This window comes from Ramlibacter agri, assembly GCF_012927085.1.
In the GTDB taxonomy this organism is placed as follows: Bacteria; Pseudomonadota; Gammaproteobacteria; order Burkholderiales; family Burkholderiaceae_C; genus Ramlibacter; species Ramlibacter agri.
Map to the genome: position 1 here is coordinate 299,448 of NZ_JABBFX010000002.1, position 22,498 is coordinate 321,945.

Genomic DNA, 22,498 nt, shown 5'->3' on the forward strand with positions numbered 1-22,498 from the left:
CATTTCCTCTTTGGGCGACGGCGTCCGGACGGCCGTCGCGATGGTTCGCATTCGCTTCAGGTACTGTGGCGGCGCCGGTACTGCTCGAGGAAGCGGGCGATGCGCCCGACGGCCTCGCGCAGGTCTTCCTCGTGCGGCAGGAAGACGATGCGGAAATGCTGGTTGTCCGGGTAGTTGAAGCCCGAGCCCTGCACCAGCATCACGCGCGTGGCCTGCAGCACTTCGAGGAAGAACTGGCGGTCGTCGGCAATCGGGTACAGCTTGGGATCCAGCCGCGGGAACATGTAGAGCGCGGCCTGCGGCTTGTTGCAGGTGACGCCCGGGATGGCGGTGATGGTCTCGTAGGCGACATCGCGCTGGCGGCCCAGGCGGCCGGTGGGCGCCACCAGGTCGGCGATGCTCTGGTAGCCGCCCAGGGCGGTCTGGATGGCCCACTGGCCCGGCACGTTGGCGCACAGGCGCATGTTCGAGAGCATGGTCAGGCCCTCGATGTAGTCGCTGGCAGCGCGCTTGTCGCCCGACACGACCATCCAGCCGGCCCGGTAGCCGCAGCTGCGGTAGCTCTTGGACAGCGAGTTGAAGGTCAGCGTCAACACGTCTTCCGACAGGCTGGCCAGCGCGGTGTGCTGGGCGCCGTCGTACAGCACCTTGTCGTAGACCTCGTCGGCGAAGATCACCAGGCCGTGCTGGCGCGCCAGGGCCACGATCTCCTTCAGCAGCTCCACGGCGTAGAGCGCGCCGGTCGGGTTGTTCGGGTTGATGACGACGATGCCCTTGGTGGCCGGCGTGATCTTGCGCTTGATGTCCTCGATGTCGGGCATCCAGCCGTTGGCCTCGTCACACATGTAGTGCACCGGCGTGCCGCCCGACAGCGCCGTGCAGGCGGTCCACAGCGGGTAGTCCGGGGCGGGCAGCAGCAGCTCGTCGCCTTCGTTCAGCAGCGCGTTGGTGGACAGCGCGATCAGCTCGCTGGCGCCGTTGCCCAGGTAGATGTCGTCCAGCGTGACGCCCTTGATGCCCTGCTGCTGGGTGTAGTGCATCACCGCCTTGCGGGCGGCGAAGATGCCCTTGCTGTCCGAGTAGCCTGCCGAATTCGGCAGGTTGCGGATCATGTCCTGCTGGATTTCCTCGGGCGCGTCGAAGCCGAACGGGGCCAGGTTGCCGATGTTCAGCTTGATGATCTTGTGGCCCTCTTCCTCCATCTGCCGGGCGGCGTCCATGATGGGACCGCGGATGTCATACAGGACATTGGACAGCTTGGCGGATTTCTGGACTGTTTTCAAAGCCCCTCCTGACGGGCAAACGCGCGAGGTGAAACCTATAATTTGAACATAAACCGCCCGCAGCCCTCCCTGGCGCGGCCATTCCACGCAGTCCCCCTCCCCCGTGAAGCTCCAGCCCGATCAGTCCGACGCCCAGACCATCAGCGGGCATGGCCCCGGCTGGGTGGCCGTAGGCCAGGAAAAAATCACGCACAACGTCGTGCTCACCTCCCGCGGCGAGCGGCTGCCCTGGGCGGGCAGCTTCGAGCAGCTCGGGCCCGAGCATTTCGAGCAGCTGGCGGATCTGGGGGTGGAAGTGGTCATTTTCGGCAGCGGAAAGCGCATCCGCTTCCCCAAACCGGCCTGGATCGTGGGCCTGGCGCGCCGGCGGATCGGCGTCGAAACCATGGACAGCGCGGCGGCGTGCCGTACTTACAACATCCTGGCGCAGGAGGGCCGGGAGGTGGCAGTAGCCCTCCTTCTCGAAACCCCCACCTGAAGAACGAGGCCGAGTTGATGGTTCTTTGGTAAAATTGCGTGTTGCGGCAAGGGCCTGCGCGAAGCCCGTTGCCGCCATCGCGCAAGTCCTGTCACACCCAGAACCACATTCTTATGGCGATCGTTGTCAACAAACCCCTTCCAGAATTTGAAGCGAACGCCACCGGCGGCATCAAGGTCACCAACACCTCCCACCTGGGTCAGATCGTGGTCCTGTACTTCTACCCGAAGGACAACACGCCCGGTTGCACGACCGAGGCGATGCAGTTCCGCGACAAGTACAAGGATTTCGTGAAGGCCGGCGCCGTGGTGTTCGGCGTGTCGCGCGACAACATGAAGTCCCACGACGAGTTCAAGGCCAAGTTGGAGCTGCCCTTCGAGCTGATCGCCGACACCGAGGAGAAGATGTGCCACATGTTCGGCGTGGTCAAGAACAAGATCATGTACGGCAAGAAGGTGAAGGGCATCGAGCGCAGCACCTTCCTGGTGGGCGCCGACGGCATCCTCAAGCAGGAATGGCGCGGCCTCAAGGTGCCCGGCCACGTCGATGACGTCCTGAAGGCCGTCAAGCTGCTGAAGAAGGCCGCCTGAACGGCTTTTTTGTCCTACGGCTGCAGGGCTTGACGCGCCTGCGCAACAGCGTCCGTACTGACATTGTTGCGTCACAGGCTTTGTGCATAATGAATTCATGCCGTTGATCGCGACGCGAAGCGTCATCACCGTCAGCCCCGAAGAAGCCGCCCGGCCCGCCTGGCGGCTTTTTTGTTTCCAGACCATCTCATCTGCGAGCTGTAACCCCCATGCCCCTGCCCCCTGCCCCGACCAAGCGCGCCACCATGCTCCCGCCCGAAGCCTTCGACGCTCCGGCCCGGTCCTCGCACAAGGCGGCGCGAAAATCGGAAGCGCCGGTCGAGGACAGCCTGCTCGCTGAGGCGCCGCAGGCGCAGGACGACTTCGACCCGCGCACCGGCGGCGGCGAGGTGGCCGCCAGCACCGGCGCCTACGCCGGCGACATCGAGACCTACCTGGACGAGCCGCAACCGGCCCGCAAGAAGAACGTCGCGCTGCCCGCCGCCCAGCCGCGCAAGAAGAAACCGACCGGCCCGTCCAAGATGTTCGTGCTGGACACCAACGTCCTGATGCACGACCCGATGAGCCTGTTCCGCTTCGAGGAGCACGACATCTTCCTGCCGATGATCGTGCTGGAGGAGCTGGACGGCCACAAGAAGGGCATGACCGAAGTCGCCCGCAACGCCCGCCAGGTCAGCCGCTCGCTGGACGCGCTGGCCGGCAGCGAAGGCGCCGACATCACGCACGGCCTCAAGCTGGACCGCACCGGCCACCGCGAGGCGACCGGCTGCCTGTTCTTCCAGACCATGCCGCTGTCGTCCACCGGGCTGCCGCTGGGCCTGCCGCCGGGCAAGGCCGACAACCAGATCCTGTCGGTGGTGCAGGCGTTGCAGGAAAAGCATGCCCCGCGCGAAGTGGTGCTGGTGTCCAAGGACATCAACATGCGCGTCAAGGCGCGCGCGCTGGGCCTGCACTGCGACGACTACCAGAACGACAAGACGCTGGACGACCTGGACCTGATGTATTCGGGTTCGCTGGCCCTGCCGCCGGACTTCTGGGTCAAGCACGGCAAGACGGTGGAGAGCTGGCAGACCGGCCACCACACCTTCTACCGGATCAGCGGGCCGATCGTGCCCAGCCTGTTCATCAACCAGTTCGTCTACTTCGAAGCGCCGGGCGAACCCAGCCTCTATGCGCGCGTCATCGAGATTCGCGGCAAGACGGCGGTGCTGAAGACGCTGAAGGACTACGGCCACCTGAAGAACTCGGTGTGGGGCGTGACCACGCGCAACCGCGAGCAGAACTTCGCGATGAACCTGCTGATGGATCCGGAAGTGGACTTCGTCACGCTGACCGGCACCGCCGGCACCGGCAAGACGCTGATGGCGCTGGCCGCCGGCCTGACCCAGGTGCTGGACGACCGCCGCTACACCGAGATCATCATGACCCGCGCCACCGTGAGTGTCGGCGAGGACATCGGCTTCCTCCCCGGCACCGAGGAGGAGAAGATGGGCCCGTGGATGGGCGCGCTGGACGACAACCTGGAAGTGCTGGGCAAGACCGAGGGCGCCGCCGGCGAGTGGGGCCGCGCGGCCACCAACGAGCTGATCCGCTCGAAGATCAAGATCAAGAGCATGAACTTCATGCGCGGGCGGACCTTCCTGAGCAAGTACGTGATCATCGACGAGGCGCAGAACCTGACGCCCAAGCAGATGAAGACGCTGATCACGCGCGCGGGCCCGGGCAGCAAGATCATCTGCATGGGCAACCTGGCTCAGATCGACACGCCCTACCTGACCGAAGGCTCCTCGGGCCTGACCTTCGCGGTCGACAAGTTCAAGGGCTGGCCCCACAGCGGGCACATCACGCTGGCGCGCGGGGAACGTTCGCGGCTGGCGGATTTCGCGAGCGAAGTGCTGTAGCCCCTTGCAGCATTCAGGAAAGCGGCCGTTGGCCGCTTTTCTTTTGGGAGCCCTGGGTTCCCGCCTCCGCGGGAATGACGAGTGCTACGAGCGCTGGCTGCCCGGCGCACAAGGAGGGCAATTCGAAATCCCCTTGCCCAGCGGCGTCCACCGCAACACCTTCGACAGCCCTTCCCGGCCAGCCGCGGCGCGCGCGACCAGCGTCGTCGCAGCGAAACCGCCGGCGGCGCGCACGTACCAGCGCGGGTCCTTGCGCGTGAGTTGCCAGGCGAGGATGCCCAGGCCAAGCGCCACCCAGTGCTCGCCCGGAAAGCCCTCGCGCGCCGCGTCGGCGGCCTTGATCTTCCCCAGCGCGGAAGCGTCTTCGTCCAGCTCTGGCGGAACCCGTTCCGCCTGCATCGGCGGGCTGCCCTCGGCCAAGGTGGGCAGCAGGTCCAGTTCTTCTTTTCCCATGTTCGACTCCTGGTGACCGGGCGAGCTTCGCCCGAATCGCCGAGGCGCGAAGTAGGAAAGCAGCGTCAGTAGTCGTCCATGCCGCCCGAAGCCAGGTTCTCGAACTTGGTCAGGTTCTTGATGAAGGCCATCTTCACCGCGCCCGTGGGGCCATTGCGGTGCTTGGCGATGATCACTTCCGAGACGCCCGGCTCCTTGGAGTCCTTGTTGTAGTAGTCGTCGCGGTAGATGAACATGATCAGGTCCGCATCCTGCTCGATGGCGCCGGATTCGCGCAGGTCCGACATCATGGGGCGCTTGTCCGTGCGCTGCTCCACCGCGCGCGACAGCTGCGACAGCGCGATCAGCGGGCAGCCCAGTTCCTTGGACAGCATCTTCAGGCCGCGCGAGATTTCGCCCACGGCCGTGGCGCGGTTCTCGTCGCTCATGCCGCCGGACACGCTCATCAGCTGCAGGTAGTCGACCACGATCAGGCCCAGCTTGCCGCCGCACTGCCGCGCCAGGCGGCGGGCGTTGGCACGCAGTTCGCTCACGGTGAGGCCGGGCGTCTCGTCGATGTGCAGCGAGATGTTGCGCAGCTTCTCGATGGCTTCGGTCAGGCGTGGCCACTCGTCGTCGGTGAGCTTGCCAGTGCGCAGGTGGCCCTGGTCGATGCGGCCGATGGAACCGACGATACGCACGGCCAGCTGCGCCGCGCCCATTTCCATGGAGAACACGGCGACCGGCAGGCCTTCGTTGAGGGCGACGTGCTCGGCGATGTTGATCGCGAGGGAAGTCTTGCCCATCGAAGGACGCGCCGCCAGGATGATCAGATCCCCCGCCTGCAGGCCCGACGTCATCTTGTCGAAGTCGTAGAAGCCGGTGGGCACGCCCGTGATGTCGGCCGGGTTGTCGGCCATCTCCTGGACCCGGTCCAGCAAGTCCACCACCAGGGTGTCCATGCCGATGAAGCCCTGCTTGGAGCGCGAGCCTTCCTCGCCGATGTGGAAGATCTTCTGTTCCGCCTCGTCCAGGATCTTTTCGACCGGCTGGCCCTGCGGATTGAAGGCCTTGGTGGAGATCTCGTCGCTGGCGGCGATCAGCTTGCGCAGGATGGCGCGCTCGCGCACGATTTCCGCGTAGCGGCGGATGTTGCTTGCGCTGGGCACGTACTGCGCCAGCGAGTTCAGGTACGGCAGGCCGCCGACCTCGTCCGACTTGCCCAGGCTCTGCAGGGCTTCGAACACGGTGATCACGTCGGCCGGGCGCGAGTTGTTGATCAGCCCGGAGATCGCCGTGAAGACGAGCTTGTGCTCGTAGCGGTAGAAGTCGCCTTCGGTGAGCAGGTCGCCCACCCGGTCCCAGGCGCCGTTGTCCAGCAACAGGCCGCCCAGCACGCTGGACTCGGCCTCGATCGAATGCGGGGGGATGCGCAACTGGGCGACCTGCCGGTCGCGCGGCAACTCGTCGTCAACGGCGCTCAGGACTGCGGACATGCGTGTTTTCTGTTTGCGAGGCGAGCTCAACCCTTCGCCTGGAAGGATGCGCTCTCACTGTGAAAATGTCCAGGGATAAGCCTGGGCACAGGCTGTGGATAGGTCCTGGACAGCCCGGTATAAGTGGCTGCCGCAAAGAAAAAGCCGCCCGGAGGCGGCCTCTTCTGGAGGACAAGACTCGCTTACGCGGTCTCGCCGTAGACGGTGACGTTGATCTCGACGACCACGTCGGTGTGCAGCTGCACGGACACCGTGCTGTCGCCCACCATCTTGATCGGGCCGTTGGGCATGCGCACCTGGGCCTTCGCGACCGGGTAACCCATCTTGGTGAGTTCCTCGGCGATGTCGTGGTTGGTGACGGAGCCGAACAGGCGGCCGTCCACGCCAGCCTTTTGCGTCAGCTTGGCGGTCTGGCCGGCCAGCTTCTCGCCGGTGGCTTGCGCTTCGGCCAGCTTGGCGGCGGCTTGCTTTTCCAGTTCGACGCGCTTGGCTTCGAATTCGGCCTTGTTGGCTTCGGTCGCGCGGCGGGCGTGGCCCTGCGGGATCAGGAAGTTGCGGGCGTAGCCGTCACGCACCTTCACGATCTCGCCCAGGTTGCCCAGGTTGACGACTTTCTCGAGCAGGATGACTTGCATGGTGCCTTACCTCAGATGCGGTGCTGGTCGGAGTACGGCAGCAGCGCCAGGAAGCGCGCGCGCTTGATGGCGGTGTTCAGCTGGCGCTGGTAGATCGCGCGGGTGCCGGTGAGGCGCGCCGGGATGATCTTGCCGTTCTCGGAGATGAAGTCGCGCAGGGTGTCGATGTCCTTGTAGTCGATCTCTTCGACGCCGGCGACGGTGAAGCGGCAGAAACGCTTGCGCTTGAACAGCAGCGACTGGGTGTTGCGCTTCGGACGCTTGTCCTTGTTGAACTTCTTGAAGGTGGCCATGGTGGGAACCTCTTGAAAACTAATCTTGCTGGAATGACTGGATGTGCAGGACCGGGTGCTTGCCGTTGCGGAATGCCGCGAGGAAGCCCGTGAACCGGAACGAAGCGCCCATCGCCTGGCGGGCCAGCGTTTCCGCATCGGCCCCGAAGGCGACGGCCCTGACTTCCACCTTCACCTGCCGCTTGAATCCCGCTTCGACGGCCTCCGACTCGTGCTCGAGCCGCAGGTCCAGGGCGGGCAATCCGGCCGGCGTGTAGCGCAGGGGCTTGGCCTCCGCGATACGGGCGCTCAGGATCGTCTGGTTCACTCCCGGCTCAAGCCGGCTCTCAGGCCTGGAACTCGGCCTGCTGCGCCTTGCGCGCTTCCTCGCGCTCCACCGTCTTCATCATGGACGACGGGCCGGTGTCGGCCTTCTTCTTCACCACGGTCAGGTGGCGCAGGACGGCGTCGTTGAAACGGAAGGCGTGCTCCAGCTCGCTCATCACGGCCTGGTCGGCCTCGATGTTGATGCACAGGAAGTGCGCCTTGGCGAGCTTGTTGATCTGGTAAGCCAGCTGGCGGCGGCCCCAGTCTTCCACGCGATGCACCTTGCCGTTGCCGGCGGTGATCATGCCCTTGTAACGCTCCAGCATGGCCGGAACCTGCTCGCTCTGATCCGGGTGGATCAGCAAGACGATTTCATAGTGACGCATTCGATCTCCTTGTGGGGGTGATGCCGCCTCCGGCGTCAAGACGGGGTGCAGCAAGGGGGAAAGCCAACGATTATAGCCCGGAACGACAAAGCCCGCCGGAGCGGGCCTTGGCGGGAACCGCCGGGCCTCAATCGTGCTGGAAGATGTCCACGTCCTTGGTCTCGCGGACGAACAGCGTGCCGATCACGAAGGTGCCGGCCGCCACGACCACCGGGTACCAGAGCCCGAAGTAGATGTCGCCCGTGGCGGCCACCATGGCGAAGGCGGTCGTCGGCAGCAGGCCGCCGAACCAGCCGTTGCCGATGTGGTACGGCAGGCTCATCGAGGTGTAGCGGATGCGCGTGGGGAACAGTTCCACCAACATGGCGGCGATCGGCCCGTAGACCATCGTCACGAGGATCACCAGGAACACCAGCAGCAGCAGCACCATGGGCTTGTTCATCTTGGCCGGGTCGGCCGGCGTCGTCAGGCCGGCGGCCTTGGTGACGTCGCCCACCTGCTTGCGGAATTCGGCGATGGCCTTGCCGCTGTCGGCGGAGAAACCGTTGCGCTGGTCGTTGAGCGTGGCGTTCGGGGCCGCGACCACCTTGTCGCCGACGCTCACGGTGGCCGCGCTGCTGGCCGGGCCGGCCTTGGTGACGTACGGGATGTAGGACTGCGTCAGCGTGCGCTTGGCGATGTCGCAGGAGGTGGTGAAGTCGATGTCGCGCGCGATCGGGCTGCCCTGGAAGGAGCAGGTGCGCGGGTCGGCGGTGATCGTCACCGTGGTGGCCTGCTGCGCGGCCAGCAGGGCCGGATTGGAGTACTGCAGCAGCATCGGGAACACCGTGAAGTACGTGAGCGCGGCAACCAGGCAGCCGGCCATGATGATCGGCTTGCGGCCGATGCGGTCCGACAGCGAGCCGAACACGATGAAGAAGGGCGTGCCGATCGCCAGCGCCGCGGCGATGAACAGGTTGGCCGTGGTCACGTCCACCTTGGCGATGGTGGACAGGAAGAACAGCGCATAGAACTGCCCGCAGTACCAGACCACCGCCTGGCCCGCCGTCAGGCCCAGCAGCGCCAGGATGACGATCTTCAGGTTGCGCCATTCGCCGAAGCTTTCCTTCAGCGGCGCCTTGGAGGTCTTGCCCTCGGACTTCATCTTCTGGAAGGCCGGCGATTCGCTCAGCGACAGCCGGATCCAGACCGAGACGGCCAGCAGCAGGATGGAGACCAGGAAGGGGATGCGCCAGCCCCAGTCGCCGAAGTCCTTCTCGCCCATCCAGTTGCGCACGCCCAGGATCACCAGCAGCGACAGGAACAGGCCCAGGGTCGCGGTGGTCTGGATCCACGAGGTGTAGGCGCCGCGCTTGCCGTGTGGCGCATGTTCGGCGACGTAGGTCGCGGCGCCGCCGTACTCACCGCCCAGGGCCAGGCCTTGCAGGAGGCGCAGGGCGATCAGGATCACCGGCGCCGCCATGCCGATCGCCGTATAGGACGGCAGCAGGCCGACGATGAAGGTCGACGCGCCCATGATCAGGATCGTGACGAGGAAGGTGTACTTGCGCCCGATCATGTCCCCGAGCCGGCCGAACACCAGCGCGCCGAAGGGACGCACCAGGAAGCCGGCGGCGAAGGCGAGCAGCGCGAAGATGTAGCCCGAGGTGGGATCGAGCCCGGTGAAGAACTGCTTCGCGATGATCCCCGCGAGCGCGCCATAGAGGTAGAAGTCGTACCACTCGAACACGGTGCCGAGCGAGGACGCGAAGATGACCTTCTTTTCCCCGAGCGTCATCGGCGCGGCGGCGCCTCGGGCCAGGACGTCGGCAGTGGATGCTGCAGGCATGCTTGTCTCCTCCGTTTGGGAGCCTGCAGTCTTGAAGGCATTACTGACGAATTACTGACGCTTAAGGCCTCACCTGACCCGGGATTACCCTAGGCAAGGCAGCGCGGCGCGTCACCAGGCTGACCAACCAGGCCGCCAGCAGACCGACGGGCACGCCGAACACGCCGGCCGAGAGCGGCTGGATGCCGAACCACAGCTGCTGCCCGGGCGCCCAGCCCAGCGCGGCGCGCACGGCCGGTGCATTGGCCAGGATGTAGAACAGCGTGATGCCGAGGCCGGCCAGCATGCCGGCCACCGCCCCGCGGCGGGTGGCGCCCTTCCAGAAGATTCCCAGCAGCATGGCCGGCACGAAGGCCGAGGCGGCCATCGAGAAGCAGGCCGTCACCAGCGACAGGATCTCCGCGGGCTTGGTGGTCGCCACCAGCGCCGCCACCAGGGCCACCGCCATCAGCGCGAACTTGGACAGGATCACGCGCTGCTCGGGCGGCAGGTCGGGCTTGAGCTCGTGGCAGAAGATGTCGCGCACCAGCGCATTGCTGATGGTGAGCAGCAGGCCGTCGGCGGTGGACAGCGCAGCCGCCAGGCCGCCCGCGGCCACCAGGCCCGAGATCACGTAAGGCAGGCCGCCCAGTTCCGGCGTCGCCAGCATCACCAAGTCGGCGCCGAAGCGGATCTCGCCCCACTGCAGGATGCGGTCGCCATTGACGTCGGCCACCGAGATCAGCGAGCTGTCCACCCTGCCCCACTGCGCCATCCAGGACGGCAGCGCGTCGAAACTGCTGCCCACCAGGTTGTTCATCACCTCGAACTTCACCAGCGTGGCCAGCGCCGGCGCGCTCACGTACACCAGCACGATGAACACCAGGGACCACGCCACCGAGGAACGCGCGGCGGCCACGCTGGGCACCGTGTAGTAGCGCGTGAGCAGGTGCGGCAGGCCCGCCGTGCCCACCATCAGGCAGAACATCAGCGCCAGGAAGTTGCGGCGCGACAGCGAGAACGCCTCGCGTTCCTCGGGCGTGCCCTGCGGGTCGCCGGCGAAAGGCTGCGCGTGCGGCGGCATGCCGCCCAGCGCGCGCGAGCGCTCCAGGTTCTCGTTCATCGCGCGGGTCCACAACTCGCGCGCGGTGGCGGGGTCCTTGGGCAAGGCGGCCAGCGCGCGGTGCGCCGCCACCACTTCGGCGGTGTCGGCGCCGGTGGACTTCAGCAGGCGGATGTGGTCCTGCGCCAGCGCGCGCTCGCGCTGCAGCGCCGCGGGCACGTCCTGCAGGCGCGCCTCGTACTCGTGGGCGCGGCGCGCGAAGATCGCCGCGACCTCGCGCTCCCGCGGGTCGGCGGCGATGTGCTGTTCCAGCTCGCTGATCTTGCGCAGCTGAGCGCCATACACCAGCGGCGCCGCCGGGTTTCCCAGCTGCTTGTAGGCGAGCCAGGAGACGGGGATCAGGAAGGCCAGCAGCATCACCGTGTACTGCACCACCTGCGTCCAGGTGATCGCCTTCATGCCCCCGAGGAAGGAGCACAGGAGCACGCCGCCCAGCCCCAGCAGGATGCCGATCTCGAACTGCACGCCGGTCAGCCGCGAAGCGATCAAGCCGATGCCGTAGATTTGCGCCACCACGTACACGAAGGACACCAGCACCGCGGACAGCGCCGCGATGATGCGCGGCGCCCGGCCGCCATAGCGCACCTGGAAGTATTCGGGCACGGTGTACAGCTTCAGCCGGCGCAGGTAGGGCGCGATCAGCAGGGCCACCAGCACGAAGCCGCCCGTCCATCCCAGCACATAGGCCAGGCCGCCGGCCTGGCCGCCGGCGCCGCCGAAGCCCTGCAGGTACAGGCCGCCGGCCATGCTGATGAAGGAGGCGGCGCTCATCCAGTCGGCCGCCGCCGCCATGCCGTTGTATAGGGGCGGAATGCGCCGGCCGGCGACGTAGTACTCGTCGGGGTCGGTGGTGCGGCTGCGGATGCCGATTACCGCGTACATCATCACCGTGGAGAACAGGAAGATCGGGCCCAGCCAGAAGCGCGATAGGCCGCGCTGCTCGGCCCAGGCGAGCAGCAGGAGGAAGGCATTGAAACTGGCGACGAACCAGGCGAGCGAGCGATGCAGCCGCCGGATGGCGCCGCGGTCTTCAGGCGCCGTCATCGACCACCGCATCCTCCGGCGCCAGCCGCCCCATGGCCCAGGCATGGACGACGACGATGGCGATGAAGGCCAGCAGCGCGCCCTGGGCCACGAACCAGTAGCTGAAGGGCCAGCCGAGGACGCTGAACTGCAGGTCGCGCGCGAACCAGGGCACGCCGAAGGCCACCAGCGCCCAGGCAGCCAGCAGGCCGGCCTTCAGCGCCAGCACGCGCTTGTCGTGCCGTTCGGTGGGTCCCCCATCATCCATTCGGGCGATGATCGCACCCCCTCCAGAGCTCGCGCCTAGGTGTTTGCGACAACGCGGCCGCAGGCCGTGTCGCATACTCTCCAACGGTAACAACCGGCAACCAAGACGGTGCAAGGGTGCCATGCTGGACAAGAGTGCCACCTACCACAAGTCGGCGAAAGGCGCGGAGGCGATAGCCACGCGCCAGCAAAGCGGGCTGACGCCCAGGCAGCGCTCCATGCTGATCCTGGTCGACGGCCGGCGCAGCTACGCCGAACTGGCGCGCCTCGCGCGGGTGCTGGGCGATCCCGAGCAACTGCTGGCCCAGCTGGCCGCCGAGGGCTACATCGAGGCCGGCTCGCCGCGCGCCGGCCCGCCCACCGCGCCGGCGCCCTTGTTCGATTCCGATGCGCTCGACGCCACCTGGGGCTACCTCTCCGGCCCGGCGCCGCTCGAGTCCGGGCCGGTGCCCCTGGATTCCATGCCACCGCTCGATTCGGCACCCGGCGCACTGGTGACTCCCGCTGCGCGTGCCGTCTCCCTGGACCAGGCGAAGAGTGCCGCCGTGGCCAGGCTGAAGGACCTGTTGGGGCCGGAGGCCGACGACCTGTGCGTACGGCTGGAGGCCGCCGCCTCGCCGCAGGAATTCCGCGCCGCCGTGCGGCGCACGGAAGCCGTGCTGCGAGCCGTGGTGGGGCCGGAACTGGCGGCGCAGTTCCTCAGCGAAGTGGTCGCCGCCATATCGGCGTGACCACCACGCCAGCGGAAGCTACTTCGCCAGCTGCTGCCAGGTCGCGATGACGCTGTCCGGGTTGAGCGAGATCGACGCGATGCCCTCGTCAGCCAGCCACTGCGCGAAATCCGGGTGGTCGCTGGGCCCCTGGCCGCAGATGCCCACGTACTTGCCGGTCTTCTTGCAGGCCTGGATGGCGCGCGACAGCATCGCCTTGACGGCGGGGTCGCGCTCGTCGAAGTCCGCCGCCAGCAGCTCGAGGCCGGAGTCGCGGTCCAGGCCCAGCGTCAGCTGCGTGAGGTCGTTGGAGCCGATCGAGAAGCCGTCGAAGAACTGCAGGAACTCCTCGGCCAGGATGGCGTTGCTGGGGATCTCGCACATCATGATGACCTTCAGGTCGTCCTGGCCGCGCTTCAGGCCCTGGTCGGCCAGCAGCTTGGTCACGCGCTCGGCCTGGCCCAGCGTGCGCACGAAGGGCACCATCACCTGCACGTTGGTCAGGCCCATGTCACGTCGAACCCGCAGCAGCGCTTCGCATTCCATCGCGAAGGCTTCGCGGAAGTCGGCGCTGATGTAGCGCGCCGCGCCGCGGAAGCCCAGCATCGGGTTTTCTTCCTCCGGCTCGTAGCGGCTGCCGCCAATGAGCTTGCGGTACTCGTTGGACTTGAAGTCCGACAGGCGCACGATCACCGGCTTGGGCCAGAAGGCGGCGGCGATGGTCGCCACGCCTTCGGCGACCTTGTCGACGTAGAAGGCGCGCGGCGACGCGTGGCCGCGGGCCACCGATTCCACGGCTTTCTTCAGGTCCTGGTCGACGTTCGGGTAGTCGAGGATCGCCTTGGGGTGCACGCCGATGTTGTTGTTGATGATGAACTCGAGCCGCGCCAGGCCCACGCCTTCATTGGGCAGCTGGGCGAAGTCGAAGGCGAGCTGCGGGTTGCCCACGTTCATCATGATCTTGGTGGCGATCTCGGGCATCTCGCCGCGCTGCACCTCGGTGATCTCGGTTTCCAGCAGGCCGTCGTAGATGAAGCCGGTGTCGCCCTCGGCGCAGCTCACCGTCACCAGCGTGCCGTCCTTCAGCAGCTCGGTGGCGTCGCCGCAACCGACCACCGCGGGGATGCCCAGCTCGCGCGCGATGATGGCGGCGTGGCAGGTGCGGCCGCCGCGGTTGGTGACGATGGCGCTGGCACGCTTCATCACCGGCTCCCAGTTCGGGTCGGTCATGTCGGTGACCAGCACGTCGCCGGCCTGCACCTTGTCCATTTCGGCGGTGCTGTGCACCAGCCGCACCGGGCCCGTGCCGACCTTCTGGCCGATGGCGCGGCCCTCGGCCAGCACCGAGCCCTTGCCCTTCAACTTGTAGCGGGTCTCGCTCTTGCCCTGCTGCTGGCTCTTCACCGTCTCCGGCCGCGCCTGCAGGATGTAGAGGTGGCCGTCGGTGCCGTCCTTGCCCCACTCGATGTCCATCGGGCGGCCGTAGTGCTGCTCGATGATGAGCGCGTACCTGGCGAGATCCTCGACGTCGTCGTCGGTCAGGGAATAGCGGTTGCGCTGCTCCAGCGGCACGTCAGTGGTCTGCACCAGTTTCCCGTGTTTCGCCTTTTCCTGCTCGGAGGCAAAGACCATCTGGATCAGCTTGGAGCCGAGGTTGCGGCGGATCACCGCGCGCTTGCCGGCCTTCAGCATCGGCTTGTGGACGTAGAACTCGTCGGGGTTGACGGCGCCCTGCACCACCGTCTCGCCCAGGCCGTAGCTGGAGGTGATGAACACCACCTCCTGGAAGCCCGACTCGGTGTCGATCGTGAACATCACGCCGGCCGCGCCCAGGTCGGAGCGCACCATGCGCTGCACGCCGGCCGACAGCGCCACGCCTTCATGCGCGAAGCCCTTGTGCACGCGGTAGCTGATGGCGCGGTCGTTGTACAGGGAGGCAAAGACCTCCTTCATCTTGTGCAGGACGTCGGCGATGCCCTGCACGTTGAGGAAGGTCTCCTGCTGGCCGGCGAAGGAAGCGTCGGGCAGGTCTTCGGCGGTGGCGGAGGAGCGCACGGCGAAGCTGGCCTGGGCGTTGCCGCCGCTGAGCTTTTCGAAGGCGGACCGGATTTCCGTTTCAAGCTCCGGCGGAAAAGGCTGCTGTTCGACCCAGCCGCGGATTTCGGCGCCGGCCGCGGCCAGTGCGCGCACGTCCTCGGTGTCCAGCGTTTCCAGGCGCTGGCGGATGCGGTCGGCCAGGCCGCCGTGCTTCAGGAACTCGCGGAAGGCGTGCGCCGTCGTGGCGAAACCCGTGGGCACGCGCACGCCGTTGGGCAGCTGCGAGATCATTTCGCCGAGGCTGGCGTTCTTCCCGCCAACGACCTCGACATCGGACATCCTCAGGTTCTCAAACGGTACGACCAGGGCGGTCGGAGAGAAGCGTGCAGACATGGGACGGATACTCCAGAAGTTGAAACCGGGTCTGCGCGCGAGCGCAACGCGACATGCCCCACCCTTGGGCTTTGTAGTTGTTCGAAGGGGCGGCGGGCAGGCATGGCGCGGGAATTCGGATAATTGGCGGGAATTGTAGGCGGCCTGAGCCGGCCCGGCAGTCCTCTTCCATCCCGACCCCAGCATGCACACCCGCACCGTCTTCTTCGTCTCCGACGGGACCGGCATCACCGCCGAAACCTTCGGCAATGCCATCCTGGCCCAGTTCGAATTCAAGCCCCGCCACGTCCGCCTGCCCTTCGTGGACACCGTGGACAAGGCGCACCAGGTCGTCCGCCAGGTGAACCACACGGCGGAGGTCGAAGGCCGGCGGCCGGTGGTCTTCACCACGCTGGTCAACGTGGAGGTGCTCCAAGTCATCGAGGAAGGCTGCAAGGCCATGGTGCTGGACATGTTCGGCACCTTCGTCCGGCCGCTGGAGATCGAGCTTGGCATGAAGTCCAGCCACCGGGTGGGCCGCTTTGCCGACGTCAGCAAGAGCAAGGAGTACCACGACCGCATCGAGGCGATCAACTTCAGCCTGGCGCACGACGACGGCCAGTCCAACCGCGACCTGGAGGAAGCGGACGTGATCCTGGTCGGCGTCAGCCGCAGCGGCAAGACGCCGACTTCGCTGTACCTGGCCATGCAGCATGGCCTGAAGGCGGCCAACTACCCGTTGATCCCGGAGGACTTCGACCGCCGCCAGCTGCCGCCCGCGCTGACGGCGCACCGCAAGAAGATCTTCGGCCTGACCATCCAGCCGGAACGCCTGAGCGAGATCCGCAACGAGCGCCGGCCCAATTCGAAATACGCCGCGCTGGAAAGCTGCCGCCACGAGGTGGCGGAGGCCGAGGCGATGATGCGGCGCGAGGGCATCCGCTGGCTCTCGACGACCACCAAGTCGATCGAGGAAATCGCGACGACGATCCTGCAGGAAATCCGGCCCGAACGCCTGGAATACTGAGCCTGCTTCACATACAAATGCGAATCACTCTCATTTCCTGATAGAGTTGCGCGCCATGATGAGCGCGCGCACTGTCCGGACCTGGGCCTGGCTGCACAAGTGGAGCAGCCTGGTCTGCACTGTTTTCATGCTGCTGCTGTGCCTGACGGGCCTGCCGCTGATCTTCCACCACGAGATCGGGCACCTGACCGGCACGGAAGTCGAAGCCCCAGAAATGGCGGCCGGGACGCCGCATGTGAGCGTCGACCGCATCCTGGACGTCGCAAAGTCCAGGTTCCCCGACCGCGTGGTGCAGTTCGCCTCGCCGGACGAGGACAACCCGGACATCTGGTTCATCACCCTGACGCCTACGCCGGAGCCGACGGACGATTTCCGCTCGGTGGCCGTCGACGCGCGCACCGGCGAAGTGCTGGCCAGCCCGCGCTTCGACGAAGGCTTCATGTGGATCTTGTTCAAGTTGCACGTCGACCTGTTCGCGGGCCTGGCGGGCAAGCTGTTCCTGGGCTTCATGGGCCTGCTGTTGCTGGTGGCGATCGTCTCCGGCGTCGTGCTCTATTCGCCCTTCATGCGCCGGCTGGCCTTCGGCGAGGTCCGCCGTGACCGCTCCACCCGCGTGAAGTGGCTGGACCTGCACAACCTGCTCGGTGTCGTGACGCTGGCGTGGGCCTTCGTCGTCGGCGCCACCGGCATGATCAACACCTGGGCCGACCTGCTGATCAAGTACTGGCAGCACGACCAGCTCACCCACCTGCTCGAACCGTACAAGGGGCAGCCGCTCGTGCCGGCGGCGCAGCGCGCCTCAGTGCAGAAGTCCTACGAAGCCGCCCTCGCGCACGTGCCCGGCACGAAGCTGTCCTTCGTGGCCTTTCCCGGCACGGCCTATTCGAGCCCGCACCACACGGCCTTCTTCCTGAAGGGCGACACGCCGCTCACTTCGAAGCTGCCGCGCCCGGTGCTCGTGGACGCGCGGACGGCGCAGGTTTCCGCCGCGCCCGAACTGCCCTGGTACCTGACGGCGCTGCTCGTCTCGCAGCCGCTGCACTTCGGCGACTACGCCGGCCTGCCGATGAAGATCCTGTGGGCGCTGCTGGACCTCGCGACCCTCGTGGTCCTGGGCAGCGGCCTGTACTTGTGGTTGCGGCGGCGTGCGCCGCAGCCCCTGCTCAAGGAAGCCGGCGTCGCGCTGGAAGGAGCGCCGTGACCCGCGCCGCCTAGGCATCCCCGCATTCCCAGCAAGCCCCACCGGGCCTCCGGTGCAGCCAGCAGTCGACCAGTTGCACATCGAGGAGAAGAGCCCCATGGGACGAGAACGAGTACGCGCCAGCCACAACCGCCGGCTGGCCATCCCCTTTGCCGCGGCCTGCGTGGCCATGGGCGCGCAGGCACAGGTGCAGACCTTGCCGGAAGTGCGCGTGATCGCGCCAGCGGAGCGCGAGACGGCGGCCTCGCCAGTCAACGGCTACAAGGCGAAGAACGCGATCACCGGCACCAAGACCGACACGCCCCTGATGGAGACGCCGCAGGCCGTCACGGTGATCACCCGCGACCAGATGGTCGACCAGGGCGCCACCAACATGCAGGACGCGCTCAATTACGCGGCCGGCGTGCGCTCCAATGCCTACGGCCTGGACACGCGCAGCGACGGCACGCGCATCCGCGGCGCCTTCCCCGACGAATACCAGGACGGCCTGCGCCGCATGTTCGACTGGTACACCAGCAACACTCGGGTCGAGCCCTACACGCTGGAGCGCATCGAAGTGCTGCGCGGCCCGTCGTCCATGCTGTTCGGCCAGAGTTCCACCGGCGGCCTGATCAACAGCGTCAGCAAGCTGCCGCAGGACCGCTTCCAGGGCGAAGTGGGCGTGCAGTTGGGCAACTACGGCCGCAAGCAGCTACAGGCCGACATCACCGGCCCGCTGACCGCGAACGGCGAATGGCTGTACCGGCTGGTCGCGCTGGGCCGCGACTCCGATACGCAGGTCGACTACGTGCCCGATGACCGCGCCGGCATCGCCCCCACCCTGACCTGGCGGCCCAGTGGCGCCACCTCGCTGACCATCCTGGGCCTGTGGCAGAAGGACAAGAGCGGCTCGTCGTCGCAGTTCTTCCCCTGGCAAGGCGTGCTGCTGCCCAACCCTAACGGCAAGATCCCGCTGAACCACTTCATCGGCGAGCCGGGCTTCGACAAGTACGACTCGGAGCGCCGCTCGATCGGCTGGCAGTTCGAGCATCGCTTCGACGACCGCTACGTCGTACGGCAGAACTTCCGCTATTCGCGCAACGACGTCGACTACTTCTCGCTGTACGGCGACTCGTTCACGCTGCCGGGGGGCTGGGCCGCCGACCCGATCAACCAGCGCGTCCTGGGCCGCTTCGTCGACGTCAGCGTGACGAAGGCCAAGATGCTGCAGGCCGACCAGCACCTGCAGGCCGACCTTGCCACCGGCGCCGTCAAGCACAAGCTGGTCGCCGGCCTCGACCTGGCGCGCTACACGAAGGACACGTCGTCCTTCTTCGACTACCCGGACTACCTGGGCGGCACCTCGCCGAACATCGACGTCTACACGCCCACCTACACCGGCTACACGCTGGCGGGGCCGCTGGCCGTGCAGCCGCGGTCCGGCGTGCGGCAGGCCGGCGTCTACCTGCAGGACCAGGCGCGCTACGACAACTGGATCGTGGTGGCCGGCCTGCGCTACGACCGCTCCAGCACGCAGCTGGAAGGCTCGGAAGACAGCAAGACCAACGCCACGACCAGGCGCCTCGGCCTGCTGTACGCCTTCCCCAGCGGCGTCTCGCCGTACATCAGCTACAGCGAGTCCTTCACGCCGCAGGCGCCGGCCAGCGCCTTCGGCACGGTGATCCCGCTGGCGCCGCTGCGCGGCGAACAGATCGAGGCGGGCCTGAAGTACGAGCCGCCGGGCGGCCGCTACAGCGCGTCGCTGGCCGCGTACAAGCTGAAGGAGAAGAACCAGGTCGTGAACACCGGCACCAGCCTCACGCAGGCGGGCCAGACCAGAACCGACGGCCTGGAGCTGGAGTTCAAGGGCAACGTCACCAGCGCCTTCGAGCTCGCCGCGCACTACAACTACACCAACGTCGACGCGGCGCTGGAACAACTGCCCGAGCACCAGGCAGCGGTGTGGGGCAAGTACCGCTTCGCGCTGGGCGGCATCAACGGCTTTTCGGCGGGCGCCGGCGTGCGCTACATGAGTGCGTTCCAGGATGGCGTGGCGCCGGAGACGCCTTCGGTGACCTTGCTGGACCTGATGCTGGCCTACGAGACCGGCAACTGGCGCTACGCCGTGAACATCAACAATGCGACGGACCGCGAATACGTCAGCACCTGCCTGAACCGCGGTGACTGCTGGTTCGGCGCCAAGCGCAACGTGATCGCCAGTGCGACCTATCGCTTCTAGGGGCAGTAGGCGCGGGCCCACAGGAAGCATCGCCATAGGCAGCTTCTAAGAGCCCGATGCCGCCTTTCAATGGGGAAGCAGGGTTTCTTCCCCCATAATTCTCCATAGACGCAATTCATCGACGTCTACTGAGCCATAGAGGAAAAGAATGTCCCTGATCAATACCGAAATCCCCGCCTTCTCCGCCACCGCTTATCACAACGGCAAGTTCGTGCCGGTCACGGAGCAGAGCTTCAAGGGCAAGTGGTCCGTGGTCGTGTTCTACCCGGCCGACTTCACGTTCGTCTGCCCCACGGAGTTGGGCGACCTGGCCGACAACTACGCCGAGTTCAAGAAGCTGGGCGCCGAAGTGTATGGCGTGTCCACCGACACCCACTTCACGCACAAGGCCTGGCACGACACCTCCGACACCATCAAGAAGGTGCAGTACCCGCTGGTCGGCGACCCCAACCACCAGCTGGCCACGTTCTTCCAGGTGCTGATCACCGAGGGTGAGGACGCCGGCCTGGCGCTGCGCGGCACCTTCGTGATCGATCCCGAAGGCCGCATCAAGACCATCGAAGTGCACGACAACGGCATCGGCCGCGACGCCAAGGAAACCCTGCGCCGCCTGAAGGCTGCCCAGTACGTCGCCGCGCACCCCGGTGAAGTCTGCCCCGCCAAGTGGGAGCAAGGCGCCGAGACGCTGAAGCCCTCGCTGGACCTGGTCGGCAAGATCTAAGCCCACGCGCTTCACCTCGCCCCAAGAAGGCCCGGCGCGTCCGCGACCGGGCCTTTTTCATTCAAGAACTCGAAAGGGAACCGCCCATGCTCGACACCAACATGAAAGCGCAGCTCGCCGCCTACCTGGAGCGGATGACGCAACCGGTGGAGATCGTCGCCTCGCTCGACGACTCGCCCGCGTCGGCCGAGATGCAGGCGCTGCTGAAGGACATCGCGGAAGCATCTGCGCGCGTCACGGTCACGGAAACGCGCGGCGGTCCGCATCGCACGCCCTCTTTCCAGATCACCCGCCCGGGCGAGAACCACGGCCCGCGCTTCGCCGGCCTGCCCATGGGGCACGAGTTCACCTCGCTGGTGCTGGCGCTGCTGCAGGTGGGTGGCTATCCGCCCAAGGTGGAACAGGCGCTGCTGGAGCAGGTGCGCGCGCTCGATGGCGATTTCGAGTTCGAGGTCTACGTCTCGCTGACCTGCCACAACTGCCCGGACGTCGTGCAGGCGCTGAACCTGATGGCGGTGCAGAACCCGCGCATCAAGGCGACCATGATCGAAGGCGGCCTGTTCCAGGACGAGATCAAGGAGCGCGAGATCATGGGCGTGCCCACGGTCTTCCTGAACGGCACCATGTTCGGCAACGGCCGCATGAGCCTGGAAGAGATCGTCGCCAAGATCGACACCTCGGGCGCCGAGCGTGAGGCGAAGAAGATCGCCGCCAAGGACCCGTTCGACGTGCTGATCGTCGGTGGCGGCCCGGCCGGCGCCGCGGCCGCGGTGTACGCGGCGCGCAAGGGCATCCGCACCGGCATCGCCAGCGAGCGCTTCGGCGGCCAGGTGCTGGACACGCTGGGGATCGAGAACTTCATCTCGGTGAAGGAAACCGAAGGCCCGAAGTTCGCGCTGGCGCTCGAGGAGCACGTGCGCAACTACGACGTGGACATCATGAACCTGCAGCGCGCCAAGGCGCTGAAGCGCGGCACCGGCCTGATCGAGGTGGAGCTGGAGAGCGGCGCCACCCTGAAGGCGAAGTCCGTGGTCATCTCCACCGGCGCGCGCTGGCGCAACATCAACGTGCCCGGCGAGAAGGAGTTCAAGAACAAGGGCGTGGCCTACTGCCCGCACTGCGACGGCCCGCTGTTCAAGGGCAAGCGCGTGGCGGTCATCGGCGGCGGCAACTCCGGCGTGGAAGCGGCCATCGACCTCGCGGGCATCGTGAAGCACGTGACCCTGGTCGAGTTCGACTCCAAGCTGCGTGCCGACGAAGTGCTGCAACGCAAGCTGCGCAGCCTGCCCAACGTCAACGTGATCCTGAACGCGCAGACCACGGCCATCACCGGCGACCACACGGTCAACGGCCTGGACTACCAGGACCGCGCGACCGGCGACACGCGCCACGTGGAGCTCGAAGGCGTCTTCGTGCAGATCGGCCTGGTGCCCAACACCGAGTGGCTGAAGGGCTCGGTGGACCTGAGCAAGTACGGCGAGATCGTCGTCGACGCCAAGGGCCAGACCTCGGTGCCGGGCGTGTTCGCCGCCGGTGACGCGACGACGGTCCCGTTCAAGCAGATCATCATCGCCGCCGGCGATGGCGCGAAGGCCGCGCTGGGCGCCTTCGACCACCTGATCCGCAGCTGACGAGTGGAATGGCAGAGGGGGCGCAATGCCCCCTCTTCTGCGCCACAATCGCCGGCATAAACACAAAGCGGAGAGCACCCGTCATGCAAGGCGACCCCCAAGTCATCCAGCACCTCCAGGCCCAGCTGAAGAACGAGCTGACCGCCACCAACCAGTACTTCCTGCACTACCGCATCCTCAAGCACTGGGGCTTCAGCAAGCTCGCCAAGAAGGAATACGAAGAGTCCATCGGCGAGATGAAGCACGCCGACAAGCTGATGGAGCGCATCCTGTTCCTGGACGCCCTGCCCAACCTGCAGGACCTGGGCAAGCTGATGGTGGGCGAAGACGTGCCCGAGATCCTGGACTGCGACCTGCGCAGCGAGCGCGGCGCGCAGGCCACCGTCAAGGCCGGCATCGCGCACTGCGAGAGCGTGCAGGACTACATCTCGCGCGACATCCTGGCCCGCATCCTCGAGGACACCGAGGAGCACATCGACTACCTCGAGACCCAGATCGACCTGATCGCCAAGGTAGGGCTGCAGAACTACCTGCAGTCCCATATGGAATCGGCGGAGTAGC

At 66.6% G+C, this 22,498-nt stretch carries 21 protein-coding genes; 10 read left to right on the forward strand and 11 right to left on the reverse strand.

The genetic code is table 11. From position 1 onward, the window contains the following. Nucleotides 1-56: 56 nt before the first annotated feature. The gene (locus HHL11_RS19920) at nucleotides 57-1,283 is read right to left on the reverse strand and encodes a pyridoxal phosphate-dependent aminotransferase (protein ID WP_169420318.1); all 1,227 of its coding nucleotides are present in this window, start codon (nucleotides 1,281-1,283) and stop codon (nucleotides 57-59) included. A 103-nt stretch (nucleotides 1,284-1,386) separates the two neighbouring features. Here HHL11_RS19920 and HHL11_RS19925 point away from each other — a divergent pair, with 103 nt between their 5' ends. From HHL11_RS19925 to HHL11_RS19935, 3 genes are all read left to right on the forward strand, one after another. Continuing rightward, nucleotides 1,387-1,761 (forward strand): MTH938/NDUFAF3 family protein, encoded by a 375-nt coding sequence (locus tag HHL11_RS19925; protein WP_169420319.1) that lies wholly within the window; start codon nucleotides 1,387-1,389, stop codon nucleotides 1,759-1,761. Nucleotides 1,762-1,874: 113 nt separating this feature from the next. Further along, on the forward strand, nucleotides 1,875-2,351 hold the full coding sequence (locus tag HHL11_RS19930; protein WP_169420320.1) for a peroxiredoxin: 477 nt from the start codon (nucleotides 1,875-1,877) through the stop codon (nucleotides 2,349-2,351). Nucleotides 2,352-2,560: 209 nt separating this feature from the next. Continuing rightward, nucleotides 2,561-4,252, forward strand: coding sequence for a PhoH family protein (locus tag HHL11_RS19935; RefSeq protein ID WP_169420321.1), 1,692 nt, complete (start codon nucleotides 2,561-2,563; stop codon nucleotides 4,250-4,252). Nucleotides 4,253-4,336: 84 nt separating this feature from the next. On the opposite strand, the gene HHL11_RS19940 is transcribed toward HHL11_RS19935, so the two are convergent. The 9 genes from HHL11_RS19940 to HHL11_RS19980 all read right to left on the reverse strand — a co-directional run bounded on the left by HHL11_RS19940 (nucleotide 4,337) and on the right by HHL11_RS19980 (nucleotide 12,021). Next, nucleotides 4,337-4,705, reverse strand: coding sequence for a hypothetical protein (locus tag HHL11_RS19940; RefSeq protein WP_169420322.1), 369 nt, complete (start codon nucleotides 4,703-4,705; stop codon nucleotides 4,337-4,339). Nucleotides 4,706-4,770: 65 nt separating this feature from the next. Then, the gene (gene dnaB / locus HHL11_RS19945; protein WP_169420323.1) at nucleotides 4,771-6,180 is read right to left on the reverse strand and encodes a replicative DNA helicase; all 1,410 of its coding nucleotides are present in this window, start codon (nucleotides 6,178-6,180) and stop codon (nucleotides 4,771-4,773) included. A 182-nt stretch (nucleotides 6,181-6,362) separates the two neighbouring features. Then, nucleotides 6,363-6,815, reverse strand: coding sequence for a 50S ribosomal protein L9 (gene rplI, locus HHL11_RS19950; RefSeq protein ID WP_169420324.1), 453 nt, complete (start codon nucleotides 6,813-6,815; stop codon nucleotides 6,363-6,365). Nucleotides 6,816-6,826: 11 nt separating this feature from the next. Beyond that, nucleotides 6,827-7,108, reverse strand: coding sequence for a 30S ribosomal protein S18 (gene rpsR, locus HHL11_RS19955; protein ID WP_169420325.1), 282 nt, complete (start codon nucleotides 7,106-7,108; stop codon nucleotides 6,827-6,829). Nucleotides 7,109-7,127: 19 nt separating this feature from the next. After that, nucleotides 7,128-7,415 (reverse strand): primosomal replication protein N, encoded by a 288-nt coding sequence (priB, locus tag HHL11_RS19960; RefSeq protein ID WP_342593250.1) that lies wholly within the window; start codon nucleotides 7,413-7,415, stop codon nucleotides 7,128-7,130. A gap of 19 nt (nucleotides 7,416-7,434) precedes the next feature. After that, entirely contained in the window at nucleotides 7,435-7,800 is a 366-nt protein-coding gene (gene rpsF / locus HHL11_RS19965) for a 30S ribosomal protein S6 (RefSeq protein WP_169420326.1), read from the reverse strand. A 127-nt stretch (nucleotides 7,801-7,927) separates the two neighbouring features. Continuing rightward, on the reverse strand, nucleotides 7,928-9,628 hold the full coding sequence (locus HHL11_RS19970; RefSeq protein ID WP_169420327.1) for an MFS transporter: 1,701 nt from the start codon (nucleotides 9,626-9,628) through the stop codon (nucleotides 7,928-7,930). 61 nt (nucleotides 9,629-9,689) lie between these two features. Beyond that, complete coding sequence (locus tag HHL11_RS19975; protein WP_240980347.1) at nucleotides 9,690-11,774, reverse strand: VC_2705 family sodium/solute symporter; 2,085 nt, start codon at nucleotides 11,772-11,774, stop codon at nucleotides 9,690-9,692. Continuing rightward, complete coding sequence (locus tag HHL11_RS19980; protein WP_169420329.1) at nucleotides 11,761-12,021, reverse strand: DUF4212 domain-containing protein; 261 nt, start codon at nucleotides 12,019-12,021, stop codon at nucleotides 11,761-11,763. Before HHL11_RS19980 ends, HHL11_RS19975 begins: the two co-directional genes overlap by 14 nt. A gap of 121 nt (nucleotides 12,022-12,142) precedes the next feature. Here HHL11_RS19980 and HHL11_RS19985 point away from each other — a divergent pair, with 121 nt between their 5' ends. Then, on the forward strand, nucleotides 12,143-12,751 hold the full coding sequence (locus HHL11_RS19985) for a hypothetical protein (protein ID WP_169420330.1): 609 nt from the start codon (nucleotides 12,143-12,145) through the stop codon (nucleotides 12,749-12,751). 18 nt (nucleotides 12,752-12,769) lie between these two features. Here the strand turns inward: HHL11_RS19985 and ppsA are convergent, their stop codons facing one another. Further along, nucleotides 12,770-15,160, reverse strand: a complete 2,391-nt coding sequence (ppsA, locus tag HHL11_RS19990) for a phosphoenolpyruvate synthase (RefSeq protein ID WP_169420331.1) — start codon at nucleotides 15,158-15,160, stop codon at nucleotides 12,770-12,772. A 184-nt stretch (nucleotides 15,161-15,344) separates the two neighbouring features. Here ppsA and ppsR point away from each other — a divergent pair, with 184 nt between their 5' ends. The 6 genes from ppsR (at nucleotide 15,345) to bfr (ending at nucleotide 22,497) form a co-directional block, all read left to right on the forward strand. Then, nucleotides 15,345-16,166, forward strand: coding sequence for a posphoenolpyruvate synthetase regulatory kinase/phosphorylase PpsR (gene ppsR, locus HHL11_RS19995; RefSeq protein ID WP_169420332.1), 822 nt, complete (start codon nucleotides 15,345-15,347; stop codon nucleotides 16,164-16,166). A 58-nt stretch (nucleotides 16,167-16,224) separates the two neighbouring features. Beyond that, entirely contained in the window at nucleotides 16,225-17,367 is a 1,143-nt protein-coding gene (locus tag HHL11_RS20000) for a PepSY-associated TM helix domain-containing protein (RefSeq protein ID WP_169420333.1), read from the forward strand. A gap of 97 nt (nucleotides 17,368-17,464) precedes the next feature. Beyond that, entirely contained in the window at nucleotides 17,465-19,585 is a 2,121-nt protein-coding gene (locus tag HHL11_RS20005; RefSeq protein ID WP_169420334.1) for a TonB-dependent siderophore receptor, read from the forward strand. 148 nt (nucleotides 19,586-19,733) lie between these two features. Then, nucleotides 19,734-20,306: an alkyl hydroperoxide reductase subunit C gene (gene ahpC, locus HHL11_RS20010; RefSeq protein ID WP_169420335.1), complete on the forward strand. Its 573-nt coding sequence runs from the start codon at nucleotides 19,734-19,736 to the stop codon at nucleotides 20,304-20,306. A gap of 86 nt (nucleotides 20,307-20,392) precedes the next feature. Then, nucleotides 20,393-21,937, forward strand: coding sequence for an alkyl hydroperoxide reductase subunit F (ahpF, locus tag HHL11_RS20015; RefSeq protein ID WP_169420336.1), 1,545 nt, complete (start codon nucleotides 20,393-20,395; stop codon nucleotides 21,935-21,937). An 83-nt stretch (nucleotides 21,938-22,020) separates the two neighbouring features. Continuing rightward, nucleotides 22,021-22,497, forward strand: a complete 477-nt coding sequence (gene bfr, locus HHL11_RS20020; RefSeq protein WP_169420337.1) for a bacterioferritin — start codon at nucleotides 22,021-22,023, stop codon at nucleotides 22,495-22,497. Nucleotide 22,498 lies beyond the last annotated feature (1 nt).

What these genes read in the sequence shown, in the direction of transcription:
- rpsR (WP_169420325.1), bottom strand. Translation starts at nt 7,108, where the DNA reads ATGGCCACCTTCAAGAAGTTCAACAAGGACAAGCGTCCGAAGCGCAAC.
- rpsF (WP_169420326.1), bottom strand. Translation starts at nt 7,800, where the DNA reads ATGCGTCACTATGAAATCGTCTTGCTGATCCACCCGGATCAGAGCGAG.
- HHL11_RS19985 (WP_169420330.1), top strand. Translation starts at nt 12,143, where the DNA reads ATGCTGGACAAGAGTGCCACCTACCACAAGTCGGCGAAAGGCGCGGAG.
- ppsA (WP_169420331.1), bottom strand. Translation starts at nt 15,160, where the DNA reads ATGTCTGCACGCTTCTCTCCGACCGCCCTGGTCGTACCGTTTGAGAAC.
- ahpF (WP_169420336.1), top strand. Translation starts at nt 20,393, where the DNA reads ATGCTCGACACCAACATGAAAGCGCAGCTCGCCGCCTACCTGGAGCGG.
- HHL11_RS20000 (WP_169420333.1), top strand. Translation starts at nt 16,225, where the DNA reads ATGAGCGCGCGCACTGTCCGGACCTGGGCCTGGCTGCACAAGTGGAGC.
- rplI (WP_169420324.1), bottom strand. Translation starts at nt 6,815, where the DNA reads ATGCAAGTCATCCTGCTCGAGAAAGTCGTCAACCTGGGCAACCTGGGC.
- dnaB (WP_169420323.1), bottom strand. Translation starts at nt 6,180, where the DNA reads ATGTCCGCAGTCCTGAGCGCCGTTGACGACGAGTTGCCGCGCGACCGG.
- HHL11_RS19970 (WP_169420327.1), bottom strand. Translation starts at nt 9,628, where the DNA reads ATGCCTGCAGCATCCACTGCCGACGTCCTGGCCCGAGGCGCCGCCGCG.
- bfr (WP_169420337.1), top strand. Translation starts at nt 22,021, where the DNA reads ATGCAAGGCGACCCCCAAGTCATCCAGCACCTCCAGGCCCAGCTGAAG.
- ahpC (WP_169420335.1), top strand. Translation starts at nt 19,734, where the DNA reads ATGTCCCTGATCAATACCGAAATCCCCGCCTTCTCCGCCACCGCTTAT.
- HHL11_RS19975 (WP_240980347.1), bottom strand. Translation starts at nt 11,774, where the DNA reads ATGACGGCGCCTGAAGACCGCGGCGCCATCCGGCGGCTGCATCGCTCG.
- HHL11_RS20005 (WP_169420334.1), top strand. Translation starts at nt 17,465, where the DNA reads ATGGGACGAGAACGAGTACGCGCCAGCCACAACCGCCGGCTGGCCATC.
- ppsR (WP_169420332.1), top strand. Translation starts at nt 15,345, where the DNA reads ATGCACACCCGCACCGTCTTCTTCGTCTCCGACGGGACCGGCATCACC.
- HHL11_RS19980 (WP_169420329.1), bottom strand. Translation starts at nt 12,021, where the DNA reads ATGGATGATGGGGGACCCACCGAACGGCACGACAAGCGCGTGCTGGCG.
- HHL11_RS19930 (WP_169420320.1), top strand. Translation starts at nt 1,875, where the DNA reads ATGGCGATCGTTGTCAACAAACCCCTTCCAGAATTTGAAGCGAACGCC.
- HHL11_RS19935 (WP_169420321.1), top strand. Translation starts at nt 2,561, where the DNA reads ATGCCCCTGCCCCCTGCCCCGACCAAGCGCGCCACCATGCTCCCGCCC.
- HHL11_RS19940 (WP_169420322.1), bottom strand. Translation starts at nt 4,705, where the DNA reads ATGGGAAAAGAAGAACTGGACCTGCTGCCCACCTTGGCCGAGGGCAGC.